The following is a 17,901-nucleotide window of genomic DNA, read 5'->3' on the forward strand; positions in this document are numbered from 1 at the left end:
TGCATGACCTTGAACTTCATCTTTGGAGACCAGCATGAGCTTCACCCCGGAACAAGTCGCCGCAGCGCAAAAAGCCAACCTCGAGACCCTGTTTGGCCTGACCACCAAAGCCTTCGAAGGCGTTGAGAAGCTGGTGGAACTGAACCTGCAAGTGGTCAAGGCCACGTTCACTGAAAATGTGGACAACGCCAAGAAGGCCCTGGCGGCGAAAGACGCTCAGGAATTCCTGGCCATCCAGTCCTCGCTGATCCAGCCGGTTGCCGAAAAGGCCCTGGCCTACAGCCGCCACCTGTACGAAATCGCCTCGGAAACCCAGTCGGAGTTCACCAAGGTTGCCGAAAGCCAACTGGCTGAGAACTCGAAGAAGGTGCAAGCCATGGTCGAGAACCTCGCCAAGAACGCACCGGCCGGCTCCGAGTCGACCGTCGCCATCGTGAAGTCCGCGATCAGCGCCGCCAACAACGCTTATGAGTCGGTCCAGAAGGCCACCAAGCAAGCTGTTGAAATCGCCGAAAGCAACTTCCAGGCAGCCGCCAGCGCCGCCACCAAGGCCGCCCAGCAAGCCAGCGCAACGGCTCGCACCGCGACCAAGAAGGCCACTACCGCCGTCTAAGCAGCGATAGTACAAGACGAACCGGCTGCGGCCGGTTCGTTGGCAAAGCGCGATTGGCACAGCCAGCGCATTTTGCCAACGAAGGCAGCATGGAAGGCGCCCAAGCCCCCTGCCCTCTGACGATGTCTCCTCGGTATCTGGTTTCCTTGTATTCCAATATCGATTCGCTCCCGGCCATGCGCCGGGATTTTTTTGCCCTTACTCTCACCCCGCCCGCGCAACTGTAAGCCGGGTTTAGTTGGCGGAGCCACAGGCAGGCGGTTGTAAATGCTGGCGGTTAATTGCAAATAGACCGAAAAAAGGCCCGCCATCCGGCGGGCCTCATTGCGCGGCAGACGCTTAACGCTTGCGTGGCGGCGGCACGTCGGTGCAGACGCCTTCATAGATCTCGGCAGCCATGCCGATGGATTCGCCCAGCGTCGGGTGCGGGTGGATGGTCTTGCCGATATCCACCGCATCGGCGCCCATCTCGACTGCCAGACAGACTTCGCTGATCAGGTCGCCGGCATGGGTGCCCACGATACCGCCACCGATGATCCGGTGCGTTTCGTCCTCGAAGATCAGCTTGGTGAAACCCTCGTCGCGGCCGTTGGCAATGGCGCGGCCGGAAGCCGCCCACGGGAACACGCTCTTGCTGTACTTGATCCCCTGTTCCTTGCACTGATCCTCGGTCAGGCCAGCCCAGGCCACTTCCGGGTCGGTAAAGGCCACCGAGGGAATCTGCTTGGCATCGAAGTAGGCCTTCTCGCCGTGCGCTGCCTCGGCCGCCACGTGCGCCTCATGCACGGCCTTATGCGCCAGCATGGGCTGGCCGACGATGTCGCCGATGGCAAAGATGTGCGGCACGTTGGTGCGCATCTGCTTGTCGACGTCGATAAAGCCGCGCTCCGTCACCGTCACGCCCGCCTTCTCCGCGCCGATACGTTTGCCGTTGGGCGCACGGCCCACCGACACCAGCACCAGGTCATAGCGCTGCGGCTCGGCCGGGGCCTGTTCGCCTTCGAACCTGACGTAGATGCCGTCCGGCTTCGCTTCCACGCCGACCGTCTTGGTCTTGAGCATGACCTTGCCGAAGCGCAGCTTGTTCATCTTCTCCCAGACCTTGACCAGATCGCGGTCGGCGCCCTGCATCAGGCCATCGAGCATCTCCACCACGTCGATATTGGCGCCCAGCGTGCTATACACCGTAGCCATTTCCAGCCCGATGATGCCGCCGCCGATCACCAGCATCTTGTTGGGCACCTCGGGCAGTTCCAGCGCGCCGGTGGAGTCGACAATGCGCGGGTCTTCCGGGATGAATGGCAGCTTGACCGCCTGGCTGCCGGCCGCGATCACGGCCTTCTCGAAGCGGATCACCGTCTTCTTGCCAGTGGTCTGCTTGGCGTCGCCTTCGGTCTCCTCGACCTCCAGGTGATGCGGATCCAGGAAGGTGCCAACGCCGCGCACGACCTGCACCTTGCGTGCCTTGGCCATACCGGACAAGCCGCCGGTCAGCTTGCCGACTACGCTGTCCTTGTAGTGGCGCAGGCCGTCGAGGTCGATCTTGGCTTCGCCGAACAGGATGCCGTGGGCCGCCAGGGCCTTGGCTTCGTCGATCACGGCGGCATTGTGCAGCAGCGCCTTGGACGGGATGCAGCCAACGTTCAGGCAGACCCCGCCCAGCGAGCCGTAGCGTTCGACCAGCACGGTATTCATGCCCAGGTCGGCACTGCGGAAGGCGGCCGAGTAGCCGCCGGGGCCGGCGCCGAGCACCAGCATGTCGCAGGTGATGTCCGCACTGCCCGAATGCGAGGCAGCCACGGGGGCAGCCGCAGGCGTGGCGGCCGGCATCGCAGCCGCCGCGGGAGCGGGAGCAGGCGCCGGGGCCGGAGCGGCGGCCGGGCGGGCCGCGGCTTCGCTTTCCACCGTGCAGATCACGGCGCCCTTGGCCACCTTGTCGCCAACCTTGATACGCACCTCGACCACCTTGCCGGTAGCCGACGAAGGCACGTCCATGCTGGCCTTGTCCGACTCGAGCACGATCAGCGACTGTTCCTGCTCAACCGTATCGCCGGCCTTGACCAGCACTTCGATCACTTCCACCGCGTCGAAATCGCCGATATCCGGCACCTGGACTTCGATCACACTCATGTCTTGCTCCTCAAGAACGCGTCCCGCTTCAGATACGGGCCGCGCCATCGTTATTGGTTGCGCCGTCGCCGGCCGTGTCACCAAGCCGCACCACCTGCACTTCGACCGGACCTGCCGAACTCTTGTCGAACTCCACGCCCGCGTCCACGCCGATCCGGGCAATCTCCCTGGCGCTCATGCCCGGCTGGTCGTAGGCCGCGTGCATGGCGCCCAGCGCGTAATTGCGCCCCGAGCCGATGCCCCAGAAACGGTCGAACGAAAAGACTTCGCGGTACGAATAAACGCCGAAGACGCCCGCCGGATTGGCAATCAGGCACACGATCTGCGAGGACTCGTAAGGATCGTCCTCGTCTTCCTTGGTGTTGATGAAATACTCGGTCTTGAGCTTTTCATGCACCTTGAGGAAGGTCCGGAAGATGTCGTCGCGCGAGCCCAGGCGGCAATCCTCGCCCAGCCCGGCCAGCAGGCTGCGCATGACCGGGAAATGGGCGGTGGTACCCGCGAGCGCCACGAAACTGTCCCCCACCGGAAACACCTTCTGGTTGCGCTCGTAGGCACGCGTGAGCCGGGTGTCGCCGAACGTCACCAGTGCATCGGCGGCAATTGCCACCTCACCGGCCTTCTTGACGACAACGCAGGTAGTCATGGACTCGCTTCCTTCCTGTTTTCCGGACGGCAGGTTGCAGACGTTGCGGACGTTGCGCGCGCGGCCGCGAAGCCAGGCGCGCCCCGTCCGCCTTACAGCAGGATGCGGCGGAAATCGGCCAGCAGTTGCCCGAAGTAGGTATTGAAGCGGGCCGCCTCCGCACCGTCGATGACGCGGTGATCCCACGACAGCGACAGCGGCAGCGTCAGGCGCGGCACGAATTGCTTACCATCCCACACCGGCTTCTGGTACGACTTGCACACGCCCATGATGGCCACTTCCGGCGCGTTGATGATCGGCGTGAAATACGTGCCGCCGATGCCCCCCAGCGAGGAAATCGAGAAGCAGCCGCCTTGCATCTGGTCGGGCTTGAGCTTGCCGTCGCGCGCCAGCTTGGCCAGCTCGTTCATTTCCTGGCCAATCTCGATCACGCCCTTCTTGTCGGCGTTCTTGATGACCGGCACGACCAGGCCGTTCGGCGTGTCCGCGGCAAAACCGATGTTGAAGTACTTCTTCAGCACCAGGCTGTCGCTTTCCAGCGAGGCGTTGAAATTCGGGAATTTCTTCAGCGCGGCCACGGTGGCCTTGATCATGAAGGCCAGCATGGTGACCTTGACGCCCTGCTTCTCGTATTCCTTGTTGAGCTGCACGCGGAAGGCTTCGAGATCGGTGATATCGGCTTCGTCGTGGTTGGTGACGTGCGGAATCATCACCCAGTTGCGATGCAGGTTCGCGCCGGAGAGCTTCTTGATGCGCGACAGCGGCTTGCTTTCCACCTCGCCGTAGCGGGTGAAATCCACCTTCGGCCACGGCAGCAGGTTCAGCTCGCCACCACCGGCCGGCGCGGCCGCGGCTTGCGCCGGGGCTGCGGTGTGTCCGGTCATCACGCCCTTGACGTAAGCCTGCACATCGTCCTGGGTGATGCGGCCCTTGGGGCCGGTGCCCGGCACGCGCGAGACGTCCACGCCCAGCTCGCGCGCGAACTTGCGCACCGAGGGGCTGGCGTGGGCGGCGGTGCCGGTCACGCCGACGACGGGCGCGGCTGCGGTAGGTGCGGCCACGGGGGCCGGTGCCGGAACGCTGGCGGCGGGGGCCGGCGCAGCGGCGGCGGCAGCGGCCGGAGCCGGGGCGGCAGCCGCGGGCGCGCTCGCCGGGGCGCCGGTGGCGCCTTCGAGTATCAGGATCAGCGTGCCTTCGGAGACGTTGTCGCCCACCTTGATCCGGACTTCCTTGACCACGCCGGCGGCCGGCGACGGCACGTCCATGGTGGCCTTGTCGGATTCCAGCGTGACCAGCGCGTCTTCGGCGCTGATCGTGTCGCCCGGCTTGACGTGGACTTCAATCACCGGGACCGAGTMGTAGTCGCCGATGTCCGGCACCTTGACCTCGATCGGGCCCGCGGCAGCGGCCGGCGCGGGGGCGCTTGCCGGCGCGGGCGCCGGTGYGGCCGCGGGAGCAGGCGCGGCCGCGGCGGGTGCGGGAGCCGGTGCAGCCGGGGCAGGCGCGGCCGCAGCAGCGCCGGCAGGCTCCAGCATCACCAGCACGATGCCTTCGGCGACGTTGTCGCCGATCTTGACCCTGACTTCCTTGACCGTGCCGCCCTGGGGGGAAGGTACGTCCATCGTGGCCTTGTCCGATTCCAGCGTCACCAGCGCGTCTTCCGCGCTGATGGTGTCGCCCGGTTTCACGTGCACTTCGATGACGGGAACGGCGTCGTAATCGCCGATATCCGGCACCTTGATTTCAATCGCTTGACTCATTCAGTGTCTCCTGGGCAGGACAGCGCACGCGACAAACACAAGCGTGTGAGGTTACCCTCACTGCCTGCATCTGTCACGCCGCCGCGCCGCAAGGCACCGGGCGTCAGCCCGGCACCCGCGGCGCGGCGTTACCGTTCCTGCGGGGGGGTTTCGTGCAGTCGGTCCGCTTAGACCGACATCGGGTTCGGCTTGTTGGGGTCGAGGTTGTACTTCCTGATCGCTTCGGCCACCTTGTCGCGACCGATGGCACCTTCGTCCGCCAGCGCCTTCAGTGCAGCCAACGTCACCCAGAAACGATCCACCTCGAAGAAGTGACGCAGCTTTTCGCGCGTGTCCGAGCGACCGAAACCGTCGGTGCCCAGCACCACGAAGCGGCGCGGCACGAACGGACGGATCTGGTCGGCGAAGGCGCGCACGTAGTCGGTCGAGGCGATCACCGGACCGCGCGCCGACTTCAGGCTCTTGGCCACATGCGATTCACGCTGCGTCTCGGTCGGGTGCAGCAGGTTCCAGCGCTCGATATCGTGGCCTTCGCGGGCCAGTTCGGTAAAGCTCGGGCAGCCCCACAGGTCCGACTCCACGCCCCAGTCCTTCTTGAGCAGTTCGGCAGCGGCGATCACCTCGCGGAAGATCGTGCCCGAGCCCAGCAGCTGCACGCGCGGCGCATTGCTGTTCTCCACGCCCTTCTTGAACTGGTACATGCCCTTGACGATGTCGCCCTCTACGCCAGCCGGCATTTCCGGATGTTCGTAGTTCTCGTTCATCACCGTCAGGTAGTAATAGACGTCTTCCTGCTCGGCATACATGCGGCGCAGGCCGTCCTGCATGATCACCGCCAGCTCGTACTGGAAGGTCGGGTCGTACGAGATGCAGTTGGGGATCGCAGCATGGAACACGTGCGAGTGGCCGTCTTCGTGCTGCAGGCCTTCGCCGTTGAGCGTGGTGCGGCCCGAGGTGCCGCCCAGCAGGAAGCCGCGCGAGCGCATGTCGGCAGCCGCCCAGCACAGGTCGCCGATACGCTGGATGCCGAACATCGAGTAGTAGATATAGAACGGGATCATCTGCACGCCGTGCGTCGAGTACGACGTGGCGGCGGCGATCCAGTCGCACATGGCGCCGGCTTCGTTGATGCCTTCCTGCAGCACCTGGCCAGTCTGCGATTCCTTGTAGAACATCAGCTGGTCATGGTCTTCCGGCACGTACTTCTGTCCTTGCTGGTTCCAGATGCCGATCTGGCGGAACAGGCCTTCCATGCCGAAGGTGCGCGACTCGTCGGGCACGATGGGCACCACGTGCTTGCCGATCTGCTTGTCCTTGAGCAGGGTGTTCAGGATCCGCACGAAGGCCATGGTGGTGGAGACTTCGCGGCCTTCGCTGGTGGCCTTGAGCAGCGCTTCGAAGGCGGACAGCTCGGGCACCTTCAGGGCTTCGGCCTTCTGGCGGCGGGCCGGCAGGTAGCCGCCCAGGTCCATGCGGCGGGCGCGCATGTATTCCAGTTCCTTCGAGCCTTCCTCGAAGGTGACGTACGGCACTTCTTCGATCTTGTCGTCGGTGACCGGGATATTGAACTGGTCGCGGAAGCGGCGGATTGCCTCCACCGGCATCTTCTTCTGCTGGTGGCTGATGTTCATGGCCTGGCCGGCGTCGCCCATGCCATAGCCCTTGATGGTCTTGGCCAGGATCAGCGTGGGCTGGCCCTTGTGCTCGTTGGCGGCGCTATAGGCGGCGAAGATCTTGTGCGGATCGTGGCCGCCGCGGTTCAGGCGCCAGATGTCCTCGTCGGACCAGTCGGACACCATCGCCTTGAGTTCGGGCGTGTTGAAGAAATACTCGCGCACGTAGGCGCCGTCCTTGGCCTTGAAGGTCTGGTACTCGCCGTCCACGCAATCCATCATGCGCTTCATCAGCAGGCCCTTCTTGTCGCGCGCCAGCAGCTGGTCCCAGCGGCTGCCCCACACCACCTTGATCACGTTCCAGCCCGCGCCGCGGAACTCGGATTCCAGTTCCTGGATGATCTTGCCGTTGCCGCGCACCGGGCCGTCCAGGCGCTGCAGGTTGCAGTTGATCACGAATACCAGGTTGTCGAGCTTTTCGCGGCCGGCCATGCCGATGGCGCCCAGCGATTCCGGCTCGTCGGTCTCGCCGTCGCCGAGGAATGCCCATACCTTGCGGCCTTCGGTCTGTACCAGGCCGCGGCTGTGCAGGTACTTCATGAAACGGGCCTGATAGATGGCCATGATCGGACCCAGGCCCATCGACACCGTCGGGAATTGCCAGAAGTCCGGCATCAGCCACGGGTGCGGGTAGGACGAGATGCCCTTGCCGTCGACTTCCTGGCGGAAGCTGTCGAGTTGTTCGGTGCTCAGGCGGCCGAGCAGGAAGGCGCGCGAATACACGCCCGGAGCCGAATGGCCCTGCACGAACACCAGGTCGCCGCCGTGTTTCTCGGACGGGGCGTGCCAGAAGTGGTTGTAGCCCACGTCATACAGCGTGGCCGCCGACGCGAACGAGGAGATATGGCCGCCAACATTGGTGTGCTTGTTGGCGCGCAGCACCATCGCCATGGCGTTCCAGCGCGTGTACGAGCGGATGCGGTGCTCGATGTCCTGGTCACCGGGAATGCGGGCCTGCTGTTCCACCGGGATGGTGTTGATGTACTGCGTCTCGGCGTGGAACGGCTGGTTGACGCCGTTCACGCGTGCATATTCGATCTGCTTCTCGATCAGGAAGGCGGCCCGATCGGTGCCTTCGGCGGCGATCACGCCCTGCAGGGCATCGAGCCACTCGTGGGTTTCCTGGGGATCGGCGTCGTTGGCGCTGCTGGCGCCGAGGATCTGCTCTGGTACGGCTGACATGACTGTCTCCTGGTGAATTCCTGCCTCGGTGCCCCCTGATTCTTGTGGTGGGAGCCCCGGCGTGACGGGGGTGACTACGGTACGGCGCGCGGGCCGCGCATGTTTTCGCATCGCCCTTCGCCAACGCTTCGTCCCGGCTTGCCAGACGGGCTGGCAGGACCGGACGCAGCACTGCCGCCCGCACTTTCGGTCGCACCGATTCTATGGAAGCGCTTGAGGCAAGACAAGCCCAATTTTCAAATTGCGATATTGTTTCTCATAATATGAAATATTGTGGCGACGCACCACAACATGGCGCCAAGCCTTGCCCCGCGGCGCCGACCGCCCGCTGCGGCTGCGGCAGGAATGCGGCACTGCCGCATTGGCGCTTACCCCAAGCGACGCGGGGCCCCAATCCCGCTACACTGGTCGGTCAGTCGTCAATCCCGCCATGCCGTCCCTCAAAGATTTCTTTTCCCACCTCCGCGCCGCCATCGTCCCCCCTGTCGCTTCCGGCACCGCCAAGGCGAGCGGCGGCGACCCCGCGCTTGCCGCGCCGCCCAGCCCGCTGACGCATATCGATTCGCTCGGCCACGCGGACGAACCCGCCGCCGTCAACGGCCCCCCGCGTGGCTTGTGGTGGCTGCGCTGGCGCAACCTGGTCGCGACCAGCTGGTTCATGTTCATCCCGCTGGTGGCCATCGTGCTGTTCACGGCGGCGATGGGCGTGATCCTGTATTCGCTGCATGAAACCGAACGCCAGCAGCAACGCGATGCGCTGTACCGCGACGCCGCCTGGGCGCAGCAGCGCGTACGCCTGTCGCTGCTGAGCAACCAGGACCAGATTGCCTCGCTGGCGCGCGACATCGCCGCCGCCCAGCTCGACCAGGGCGCCTACCGCACCGCCGCGCAGGAAATCCTGCGCGAGAATCCCGAGATCGTCTTCGTCAACTGGCTCGACGCGACGCGGCGCGGGCGCTGGTCCTTGCCCTCCACCTCGGAATTTGCCGGCCGCCTGCGCGAAACCCAGGACCAGCCGCTGGAGCCCGAGGTGCTGGATACCTTCGACGCCGCGCGCGAAACACAGCGCGTGGTGTACTCGCGCCCGCTGGTCAACGACCGCGGCGACAGCTTCATGCTGATGGAAGTGCCGATCGTGCGCGACAACGAGTTCCTCGGCACGCTGGGCGCCCTGTACTCGGTCAACGGCATCCTGACCCACCTGCTGCCGCCGGAACTGACCGAACGCTACCGCTTCTCGCTGATCGACAAGGACAACCAGATCCGCGCCAGCACCTCGCTGCGGCCGGTGCCGGGCAACGCGCTGTCCTACGAGGTGCTGCTCGACCCGCCGGGCCATTCGCTGTCGCTGCGCGCCGATGCTTACCCGCCCGCCTCCAACCTGCCCAACAACATGCTGTTGTGGCTGGTGGTGGGGCTGTCGTGCTTCCTGCTGTGGAGCTTGTGGAGCATGTGGCGGCACACCAGCCGCCGCTCCGAGGCACAGCGCGCCCTGCTGTCGGAGACCTCGTTCCGGCGGGCCATGGAAAACTCCATGCTCATCGGGCTGCGTGCGCTCGACCTGAACGGCCGCATCACCTACGTCAATCCCGCCTTCTGCCGCATGACCGGCTGGCAGGACGCCGACCTGGTCGGCCGCGTCCCCCCCTTCCCCTACTGGCCGCCTAACGACCAGCAGGAGATGCAGAAGCAGATCGACCTGACGCTGCAGGGCAAATCACCCGCCGGCGGCTACGAAATGCGGGTGATGCGACGCGACGGCAGCAGTTTCCACGCCCGCATGTATGTGTCGCCGCTGGTGGACAGCCGGGGCCGCCATACCGGCTGGATGAGCTCGATGACGGATATCACCGAGCCCAAGCGCGCCCGCGAGGAGCTGGCCGCCGCCCACGACCGCTTCACCACGGTGCTGGAAAGCCTGGACGCCGCGGTGTCGGTGCTGGCCACGGACAAGCCCGAGCTGCTGTTCGCCAATCGCTATTACCGCCAGCTGTTCGGCTGGGAAGCCGAGGGCCACCTCAAGCTGGCCGGCGGCGAGGTCGACAAGGAGCAGGTCTCCAGCGATGCCACCGACTTCGTCGACGCCTATGCCGGCCTGCCGGCCTCGGAGCTGATGCCCTACTCCTCGGACGCGCGCGAAGTCTTCGTGCCCGACATGCAGAAATGGTTCGAAGTGCGCCGCCGCTACATCCAGTGGGTGGACGGCCACCTGGCGCAGATGCAGATCGCCACCGACATCACCGTGCGCAAGGCGGCCGAGGAAATGGCGCGCCAGCACGAGGAGCGGCTCCAGTTCACCAGCCGCCTTACCACCATGGGCGAGATGGCGTCCTCGCTGGCACACGAGCTGAACCAGCCGCTGGCGGCAATCAACAACTATTGCATGGGCGCTGTGGCCCGGCTGCGCTCCGGGCGCAGCACCGCCGAAGACCTGATCCCGATCCTGGAGAAGACCTCGGCGCAGGCCGTGCGCGCGGGCACCATCATCAGCCGCATCCGGGGCTTTGTGAAACGCAGCCAGCCCCAGCGGCGCGAAGCCGCCCTGCATGACATCGTGGCCGACGCGGTCGGCCTGGCCGACCTGGAAGCCACCCGCCGCCGCGTCACCATCCTGACCCGGCTGCCGGCGCCGCCGATGCTGCTGTTCGTCGATCCGGTGCTGATCGAGCAGGTGCTGGTCAACCTGCTCAAGAACGCCGTCGAGGCCATGGCCGGGCTGCCGGCCATGCTCGCCGCCGGCGTGGTCCGACTGCACGCGCGCGTGGAACCGGGTGAATTCGGCCAGGTCATGCGCATCGACGTGATCGACCAGGGCCCCGGCGTGGACGAGGCCACCAAGGAGCGGCTGTTCGAGCCCTTCTTCAGCACCAAGTCCGACGGCATGGGGATGGGGCTCAATATCTGCCGCTCCATCATCGAATCGCACCAGGGGCGGCTGTGGGTGGAGAACAACGCCGACGGCATCGGTTGCACGTTCAAGATCATGCTGCCGCTGCTGCCGGCGCATATAGACCAATAGAAGACCGATAAACCGCCCGGGGCCTGCCAGGCGGGGAAACCATCGCCCCCGGGCAGCCTCTGTTGCTTGCCGCCCGGCCCGGTTACACTTGGCGGCAAATGACTTTGTTGTCCAGGAGACTTCATGACCGTAACGCCAAACCCCACCTCCCACCGCGGCGAGACTGTCTTCATCGTCGACGACGATGAAGCCATGCGCGACTCGCTGACCTGGCTGCTGGAGGGCAATGGCTACCAGGTTCGCAGCTTTACCAGCGCCGAACAGTTCCTCTCCGCCTACGACGCCGGCCAGGTTTCGTGCCTGATCCTCGACGTGCGGATGCCGGGCATGAGCGGGCCCGAGCTGCAGGAGCGGATGATCGCGGAGAACATCAATATCCCGATCGTCTTCATCACTGGCCACGGCGACGTGCCGATGGCGGTCTCCACGATGAAAAAGGGCGCGATCGACTTTATCGAAAAACCCTTCGACGAGTCCGAACTGCGCGCGCTGGTGGAGCGCATGCTGCAAAAGGCCCGCACCGACCACTCCGCCGCCCGCGAGCAGCGCGCCGCCAAGGACCTGCTGGGCAAGCTCACCACCCGTGAGCAGCAGGTGCTGGAGCGCATCGTGGCCGGCCGGCTGAACAAGCAGATCGCCGACGACCTTGGCATTTCCATCAAGACCGTGGAAGCGCATCGCGCCAACATCATGGAAAAGCTCAACGTCAACACCGTGGCCGACCTGCTGCGCCTGGCCCTGTCCAAGAGCAGCTGAGCACAAGCGGAAGAAGCCAGGGCAGCCCTCCCGGCCGCGGGCGGGTTGCCGGCTCGACGCCCGGGATATTCCTCGTCGTCCCCGGCACCCGGCGCGGCCAGCCCGGCCAGTTCAAGCCCCCTGCGCGACTTCGCCCCGGGTCGCGTCAACCTTTATAATTCCGCTTTGACCACCTCCCGCGGCCTCCTCCCGCCCCATCCCATGCCCGCCCAACTGATCGACGGCAACGCCCTTGCCAAGCAACTCCGTACCGAAGCCGCCCGCCGCGCCGCCAGCCTCACCGAACGCGGTCACCGGCCCGGCCTGGCCGTGATCCTGGTGGGCGAAGACCAGGCCAGCCAGGTTTATGTGCGCAACAAGGTGAAAGCCTGCGACGACAACGGTTTCCATTCGTCCCTCGACCGCTATCCGGCCGACCTGTCCGAGGCCGACCTGCTGGACCGCATCGATGCCCTGAACCGCGACCCGCACATCCACGGCATCCTGGTGCAGCTGCCGCTGCCCAAGCATATCGACAGCCACAAAGTGCTGGAAGCGATCGCTCCGGAAAAGGACGTGGACKGCTTCCACGTAGCGAACGCCGGCGCACTGATGACCGGCGCCCCGCTGTTCCGCCCGTGCACGCCCTATGGCTGCATGAAGATGCTGGAATCGGTGCAGTTCCCGCTGCGCGGTGCCCGCGCGGTGGTGATCGGCGCATCCAATATCGTCGGCAAGCCGATGGCCATGCTGTTGCTGCAAGCCGGCGCCACGGTCACCATCTGCAATAGCAAGACGCGCGACCTGGCCGCGCATACCCGGGATGCCGACGTGATCGTGGCTGCCGTGGGCAAGCGCAACATCATCACCGCCGACATGGTCAAGCCCGGCGCGGCCGTGATCGACGTGGGCATGAACCGCGACGACAACGGCAAGCTGTGCGGCGACGTCGACTTCAGCGGCGTCAAGGAAGTGGCCGGCTATATCACGCCTGTGCCGGGCGGCGTGGGCCCGATGACCATCACGATGCTGCTGATCAATACGCTGGAAGCCGCCGAGCGCTCGGCCGGCTAAAGGCCGCCCGCCATGCGGCGCTGGCGTCGTGCGCGCCGGCGCCGCATGGCACTGGAAATCCTGCCGCCCCGCCCCAATGTGCGGGGTATTGCCCTCACCGGCCCCGCCAAGAGAGACGTCATGGACCAAGCCGCCAAGCAAGCCAACGAAGCCAACACCGCAACCGGCGCCAACCCGCTGCTGGATTTCACCGACCTGCCGCGTTTCTCGGAGATCCGCCCCGAACATATCGGCCCGGCCCTCGATGTCCTGCTGGCCACCGCGCAAGCGGCAGTCGGGCGCGCCGAGGACCCCGCCACCGAAGCCACCTGGGCCAACGCCGTGGAAGCGCTGGAAGCCGCCACCGAGCCGCTCGGACGCGCCTGGGGCGTGGTCGGACACCTGAGCGCCGTGGCGGATACGCCGGCGTTGCGTCAGGCGCACGCCGACAACCTGCCGCGCATGACCGAATTCTGGTCCTCGCTCGGCCAGAGCCTGGCGCTCTATGACAAATACAAGGCGATCGCCGCCAGCCCGGCATTCGCCACCATGAGCGCGGCCCGCCGCCAGCTGATGGAGAACGAACTGCGCGGCTTCCGCCTGGGCGGCGCCGAACTGCCGGAAGACAAGAAGCCCCGCTTCGCAGCGATCCAGGAGCAGCAAGCCCAGCTGTCCAAGGCCTTCTCCGATCACGTGCTCGATGCGACCAATGCCTACGCGCTGGTGATCGAGGACAAGAGCCGGCTGAGCGGCATCCCGGAAGATGCGCTGGAAGCCGCCCACGCCGCCGCCGAAAAAGACGGCAAGCCGGGCTGGAAATTCACCCTGCACTTCCCGTCCTATTTCCCGGTGCTGCAATACGCGGACGACCGCACGCTGCGCCAGACCATGTACGAGGCCAGCGTCACCCGCGCTTCGGAGCTGGCCGCGCAGTATGGCCAGGGCAAGGCCGAATGGGACAACACCGCCAATATGCGCGAGCAACTGGTGCTGCGCCGCGAAGAAGCACAACTGCTGGGCTACGCCTCCTATGGCGAGGTCTCGCTGGTGCCCAAGATGGCGGAATCCCCCGCCGAGGTACTGCGCTTCCTCGACGAACTGGCCGCCAAGGCGCGGCCGTACGCCGAGAAGGACTGGGCCGAGCTGAAGGCCTTTGCCGCCGCCGAACTCGGGCTGACCGATCTGGCACCGTGGGACGTGGCCTACGCATCGGAAAAGCTGCGCGAACAGCGCTACGCGTTCTCCGAGCAGGAAGTGAAGCAATATTTCCCCGAACCCCAGGTGCTCAAGGGCTTGTTCGGCGTGGTGGAGAAGCTGTTCTCCGTGCGCATCGAAGCCGACCAGGCCCAGACCTGGCACGACGACGTGCGCTTCTTCCGCGTGGTATCACCCGAGGGTGAACTGCTGGCGCAGTTCTACATCGACCTGTACGCCCGCGAAGGCAAGCGTGGCGGTGCCTGGATGGACGACGCCCGTGGCCGCAAGCAGCTCGAGGGCGGCCGCGTGCAGACCCCGGTGGCCTACCTGACCTGCAATTTCACCGCGCCGGTGGGCGGCAAGCCCGCGCTGTTTACCCACGACGAAGTGATCACGCTGTTCCACGAATTCGGCCACGGCCTGCACCATATGCTCACCCAGGTGGGCGAACTGGGCGTGTCCGGCATCAACGGCGTGGAGTGGGATGCGGTGGAACTGCCCTCGCAATTCATGGAGAATTTCTGCTGGGAATACGAGGTGCTGACCGGCATGACCGCGCAAGTCGACAGCGGCGAGCCGCTGCCGCGCGACCTGTTCGAACGCATGCTGGCCGCCAAGAACTTCCAGAACGGCATGATGACGCTGCGCCAGATCGTGTTCTCGTCGTTCGACATGCACCTGCACACCGACTTCGAGCCCTCCGCCGGGAAGTCCGTGCTGGCGCTGTCCCGGGAGATCAACGACCGTGCCCACGTGGTGCCGCAGCACCCGCTCTCGCGCTGGCCGAATACCTTCAGCCATATCTTCGCCGGCGGTTATGCGGCTGGCTACTACAGCTACAAGTGGGCCGAAGTGCTCTCTGCCGACGTGTACGCCGCGTTCGAGGATGCCGCAAAGCTCTCCGGCACGGTGCTGGACGCCGAGACCGGCGCGCGCTACCGCCGGGAGATCCTGTCCGTGGGCGGCAGCCGCCCGGCGATGGAATCGTTCACCGCGTTCCGTGGCCGCGCTCCGCAGATCGACGCCCTTCTGCGGCACGGCGGCATGTCAGTGGCTTAAGGAATGCAGGCAGATGGCGGGCTGTCAGGCCCGTCCCCGGCAACGACGCAGGCGGCTCACATCGAGCCGCCTTTTTCATGGCTGCCTGCGCGGGGGAAATTGGCTAGACAAGCCTGGTCAAGTAATATGCGGCCATGACCTACCTGCCGCCCGCCGCCGCCTACGCGCACATCAAGAACTACCTGAAGGAAGGACTCAGCGCCGGACGCTGGCCGCCCGGCACGCTGATGCCGTCGGAATCCGAACTGGTCACCCAGTTCCGCGTCAGCCGCATGACCGCCAACCGGGCCGTGCGCGAGTTGCAGGCCGAAGGGCTGGTGGAGCGCGTGCAGGGCGTGGGCACCTTCGCCACCCAGCCCTACCGCGCGTCGTCCACCCTGACCATCCGCGACTTGCACGACGAGATCACCGAGCGCGGCCATCGCCATCGCTCGGACGTGCATCTGGCGCGCGCCGAAGTCGCCAGCGAGGCACTGGCCCAGCGCATGGGACTGCCCGTCGGCAGCCCGGTATTCCACACCTTGATCGTCCATAGCGAGAACGGCGTGCCGCTGCTGTGCGAGGACCGCTACGTCAATCCAGCCCGCGCGCCGGACTACCTGGACGTGGACTTCACCAAGACCACGCCCACCAATTACCTGCTGACCGTGGCGCCGCTATGGGAGGCCCAGTACTCGATCGAGGCGCAGCTGCCCACCGCGCAGGAGGCCGAGTTGCTGGGCGTCAAGCCAAGCGAGCCCTGCCTGATCGTGATCCGCCGCACCGAAAGCCAGGGCTCGCCGATCACCCTGGCGCGCCTGGTACACCCGGGATCGCGCTATACCATCGAGGGTTCGTTCAAGCCTTGAGCCCGCCGTTGCCTGGAACGCCGCAGCGGGGCGATAAACGCATCACCGCGAGCTCCTGCACGCGGCGGCTCAACGTCGTGTAATTGGGTACTGGCCCTATGGTTGGCGGCCAACATTAACATCAATTTGCACGATAACAATAGTAATGTTATCGTGCGATTGTTAAGTTATGAATCCCAGTTGCCGTGCCCACCCTTGCCACCAGCGTGCAGAACTACTTGCATGAAACGCTCGGCGTCTCCACGTCGGGACACAAGCCATGGGCGGGCGAGGAGAGCCTGCCCTACTTTCTGCGCGACGCCTTCGATTTCCGGCAACTGGGCATCCTTGACCGCGAGGTCTTGCTGGCCCTGGAACGAAATCCAGACAAGCCGTCCATTGGCGATATCCGGCATCGGTTGGACAAGTTGCGGTCGGTAGCGGGACAGCCCGTGGTCTATGTGACGGAGTCACTCGCCTCCTACGAGCGCAAGCGCCTGATCGTACAAAAAGTGCCGTTCATTGTTCCTGGCAACCAGCTCTATCTGCCCGACTTGGGGCTGGACCTGCGCGAGTACTTCCGCCAGCGCCCCAACTCGGCGGACGTTCCGCTCAGCCCTTCGGCTCAGGCCATGTTGATCACGGCCTTGCTGCGTCATCGCTGGGAGGCCGAATGGCGTCCTGCAGAGACAGCCGCGCTCCTGGGCTATACACCTATGACGCTCTCGCGCGCCGTGCGAGAACTGGTGGCGGCAGGACTCGCACAGGCACACAAGGCCGGCCGGTCCCAGTACCTGAGCATGGCGTACTCTCCGCGTGAGATTTGGGAGCAAGCACTACCCCTGCTGCGCAATCCCGTGCAGCGCACCGTCTGGACATCCACGCAGACACGGACAGAACTGCCCGTGCGAGTGGCTGGCTTGAGCGCGCTCGCGCGCCTCTCGATGCTCACGGAACCCAGATCGCCGGTATTCGCGGTGAGCCGCACCGCATGGCAGGCACTGAAGGCAGACATCGTCGAACTGCCGGAAGCCATGCCAGGCGCATGCGAATGGCAGTTGTGGAACTACACCCCGACGCTACAGCCGGACAGCGACACGGTGGACCCCCTCTCGCTCATGCTGAGCTTGCGGGATAGCACCGATGAACGTGTCCAAAGCGCCCTGGATGCGCTGAAGGAGCAATTGCCATGGTGAAGGGACTCGATGTTTTCCAGGCATGGTTCGCCGACTACCCGGACCAGTACATCCTGATTGGCGGCACCGCGGCCACCTTGGCAATGGAAGAGGCGGGACTGGACTTTCGCGCCACCAAGGACCTTGATGTCGTGCTGCATGTCGAGGCGCTGACGCCGGCATTCGGCGAATCCTTCTGGAAGTTCATCGAAGCGGGTGGCTATGAAATCCGGCAAGCCAGCGACACGGGCAAGCCGGCCTTCTACCGTTTTCAGAAGCCGACCGACAACAGCTTTCCGGTCGTGGTCGAACTGTTCTCCCGTGCGCCCGACAGCCTGCGGCCCATCGAGAACGGACAGCTCACGCCGATCCCTTTCGACGAAGCGGTTTCAAGCCTGTCGGCCATTCTGCTCGATGACGCCTACTATGCATTCATCATGGCCGGACGACGCGAGGCCGATGGCTTGCCCTGGGTCGGCGAGGATCGCCTGATCCCGTTGAAAGCCATCGCCTGGCTGGACCTGAGCGCCCGCCGGGAACAGGGCGAACAGGTGGACGCCAAGAGCATCCGCAAGCATGCCAACGAGGTCCTGCGACTTTCGCAATTGCTCGCCCCCACAACGCGCATCCCTCTCGAAGCGAAAATCGCCGATGACATGAGGAGATTTTTGGATGCGGCGATAGCCGACGACTCCCTTGACCCCAAGGCCCTGGGGCTCGGCCGGGCGCCCCTCGCCGATTTTCTCGGTCGGATCGCACAGGCGTATGGACTCAAGGATGGAGAGACTTCATGAGCGGGCTTGATGGTTGCGAGGACAGCGGCGCAGATTGC

At 65.2% G+C, this 17,901-nt stretch carries 12 protein-coding genes; 8 read left to right on the forward strand and 4 right to left on the reverse strand.

Annotation, left to right across the window (positions count from 1 at the left end; all coding sequences use genetic code 11):
* Window positions 1-34 precede the first annotated feature (34 nt).
* Window positions 35-613 (forward strand): TIGR01841 family phasin PhaP1, encoded by a 579-nt coding sequence (gene phaP1 / locus AC1DQ3_RS13600; RefSeq protein WP_477120710.1) that lies wholly within the window; start codon window positions 35-37, stop codon window positions 611-613.
* A gap of 339 nt (window positions 614-952) precedes the next feature.
* Here the strand turns inward: phaP1 and lpdA are convergent, their stop codons facing one another.
* The 4 genes from lpdA to aceE all read right to left on the reverse strand — a co-directional run bounded on the left by lpdA (window position 953) and on the right by aceE (window position 8,004).
* Window positions 953-2,743, reverse strand: coding sequence for a dihydrolipoyl dehydrogenase (lpdA, locus tag AC1DQ3_RS13605; protein WP_477120711.1), 1,791 nt, complete (start codon window positions 2,741-2,743; stop codon window positions 953-955).
* Between the two features lie 28 nt (window positions 2,744-2,771).
* Window positions 2,772-3,389 (reverse strand): MFS transporter, encoded by a 618-nt coding sequence (locus AC1DQ3_RS13610; RefSeq protein ID WP_477120712.1) that lies wholly within the window; start codon window positions 3,387-3,389, stop codon window positions 2,772-2,774.
* Window positions 3,390-3,481: 92 nt separating this feature from the next.
* Window positions 3,482-5,149: a dihydrolipoyllysine-residue acetyltransferase gene (aceF, locus tag AC1DQ3_RS13615; protein ID WP_477120713.1), complete on the reverse strand. Its 1,668-nt coding sequence runs from the start codon at window positions 5,147-5,149 to the stop codon at window positions 3,482-3,484.
* 167 nt (window positions 5,150-5,316) lie between these two features.
* The gene (gene aceE / locus AC1DQ3_RS13620; RefSeq protein ID WP_477120714.1) at window positions 5,317-8,004 is read right to left on the reverse strand and encodes a pyruvate dehydrogenase (acetyl-transferring), homodimeric type; all 2,688 of its coding nucleotides are present in this window, start codon (window positions 8,002-8,004) and stop codon (window positions 5,317-5,319) included.
* Window positions 8,005-8,434: 430 nt separating this feature from the next.
* Here aceE and AC1DQ3_RS13625 point away from each other — a divergent pair, with 430 nt between their 5' ends.
* The 7 genes from AC1DQ3_RS13625 (at window position 8,435) to AC1DQ3_RS13655 (ending at window position 17,863) form a co-directional block, all read left to right on the forward strand.
* Window positions 8,435-11,023 (forward strand): PAS domain S-box protein, encoded by a 2,589-nt coding sequence (locus tag AC1DQ3_RS13625; protein WP_477120715.1) that lies wholly within the window; start codon window positions 8,435-8,437, stop codon window positions 11,021-11,023.
* Between the two features lie 123 nt (window positions 11,024-11,146).
* Window positions 11,147-11,779, forward strand: a complete 633-nt coding sequence (locus tag AC1DQ3_RS13630; RefSeq protein WP_477120716.1) for a response regulator transcription factor — start codon at window positions 11,147-11,149, stop codon at window positions 11,777-11,779.
* A 201-nt stretch (window positions 11,780-11,980) separates the two neighbouring features.
* Window positions 11,981-12,832 (forward strand): bifunctional methylenetetrahydrofolate dehydrogenase/methenyltetrahydrofolate cyclohydrolase FolD, encoded by an 852-nt coding sequence (folD, locus tag AC1DQ3_RS13635; RefSeq protein WP_477120717.1) that lies wholly within the window; start codon window positions 11,981-11,983, stop codon window positions 12,830-12,832.
* A 120-nt stretch (window positions 12,833-12,952) separates the two neighbouring features.
* Window positions 12,953-15,067 carry a M3 family metallopeptidase gene (locus AC1DQ3_RS13640; protein ID WP_477120718.1) on the forward strand — a complete coding sequence of 705 codons (2,115 nt, stop codon included), beginning with the start codon at window positions 12,953-12,955 and terminating at the stop codon, window positions 15,065-15,067.
* A gap of 134 nt (window positions 15,068-15,201) precedes the next feature.
* A complete protein-coding gene (gene hutC, locus AC1DQ3_RS13645; protein WP_477120719.1) occupies window positions 15,202-15,915 on the forward strand; it encodes a histidine utilization repressor in 714 nt (237 codons plus the stop codon).
* A gap of 185 nt (window positions 15,916-16,100) precedes the next feature.
* Window positions 16,101-17,090 carry a hypothetical protein gene (locus AC1DQ3_RS13650; protein WP_477120720.1) on the forward strand — a complete coding sequence of 330 codons (990 nt, stop codon included), beginning with the start codon at window positions 16,101-16,103 and terminating at the stop codon, window positions 17,088-17,090.
* On the forward strand, window positions 17,084-17,863 hold the full coding sequence (locus tag AC1DQ3_RS13655) for a hypothetical protein (RefSeq protein WP_477120721.1): 780 nt from the start codon (window positions 17,084-17,086) through the stop codon (window positions 17,861-17,863). Before AC1DQ3_RS13650 ends, AC1DQ3_RS13655 begins: the two co-directional genes overlap by 7 nt.
* Window positions 17,864-17,901: the final 38 nt, after the last annotated feature.

The sequence above is a fragment of the Cupriavidus sp. 01T418 genome (assembly GCF_056398885.1).

Bases quoted from the DNA above. Each gene is read 5' to 3' on its own strand.
- phaP1 (WP_477120710.1), top strand. From the start codon at position 35: ATGAGCTTCACCCCGGAACAAGTCGCCGCAGCGCAAAAAGCCAACCTC.
- lpdA (WP_477120711.1), bottom strand. From the start codon at position 2,743: ATGAGTGTGATCGAAGTCCAGGTGCCGGATATCGGCGATTTCGACGCG.
- AC1DQ3_RS13610 (WP_477120712.1), bottom strand. From the start codon at position 3,389: ATGACTACCTGCGTTGTCGTCAAGAAGGCCGGTGAGGTGGCAATTGCC.
- aceE (WP_477120714.1), bottom strand. From the start codon at position 8,004: ATGTCAGCCGTACCAGAGCAGATCCTCGGCGCCAGCAGCGCCAACGAC.
- AC1DQ3_RS13625 (WP_477120715.1), top strand. From the start codon at position 8,435: ATGCCGTCCCTCAAAGATTTCTTTTCCCACCTCCGCGCCGCCATCGTC.
- AC1DQ3_RS13630 (WP_477120716.1), top strand. From the start codon at position 11,147: ATGACCGTAACGCCAAACCCCACCTCCCACCGCGGCGAGACTGTCTTC.
- AC1DQ3_RS13640 (WP_477120718.1), top strand. From the start codon at position 12,953: ATGGACCAAGCCGCCAAGCAAGCCAACGAAGCCAACACCGCAACCGGC.
- hutC (WP_477120719.1), top strand. From the start codon at position 15,202: ATGACCTACCTGCCGCCCGCCGCCGCCTACGCGCACATCAAGAACTAC.
- AC1DQ3_RS13655 (WP_477120721.1), top strand. From the start codon at position 17,084: ATGGTGAAGGGACTCGATGTTTTCCAGGCATGGTTCGCCGACTACCCG.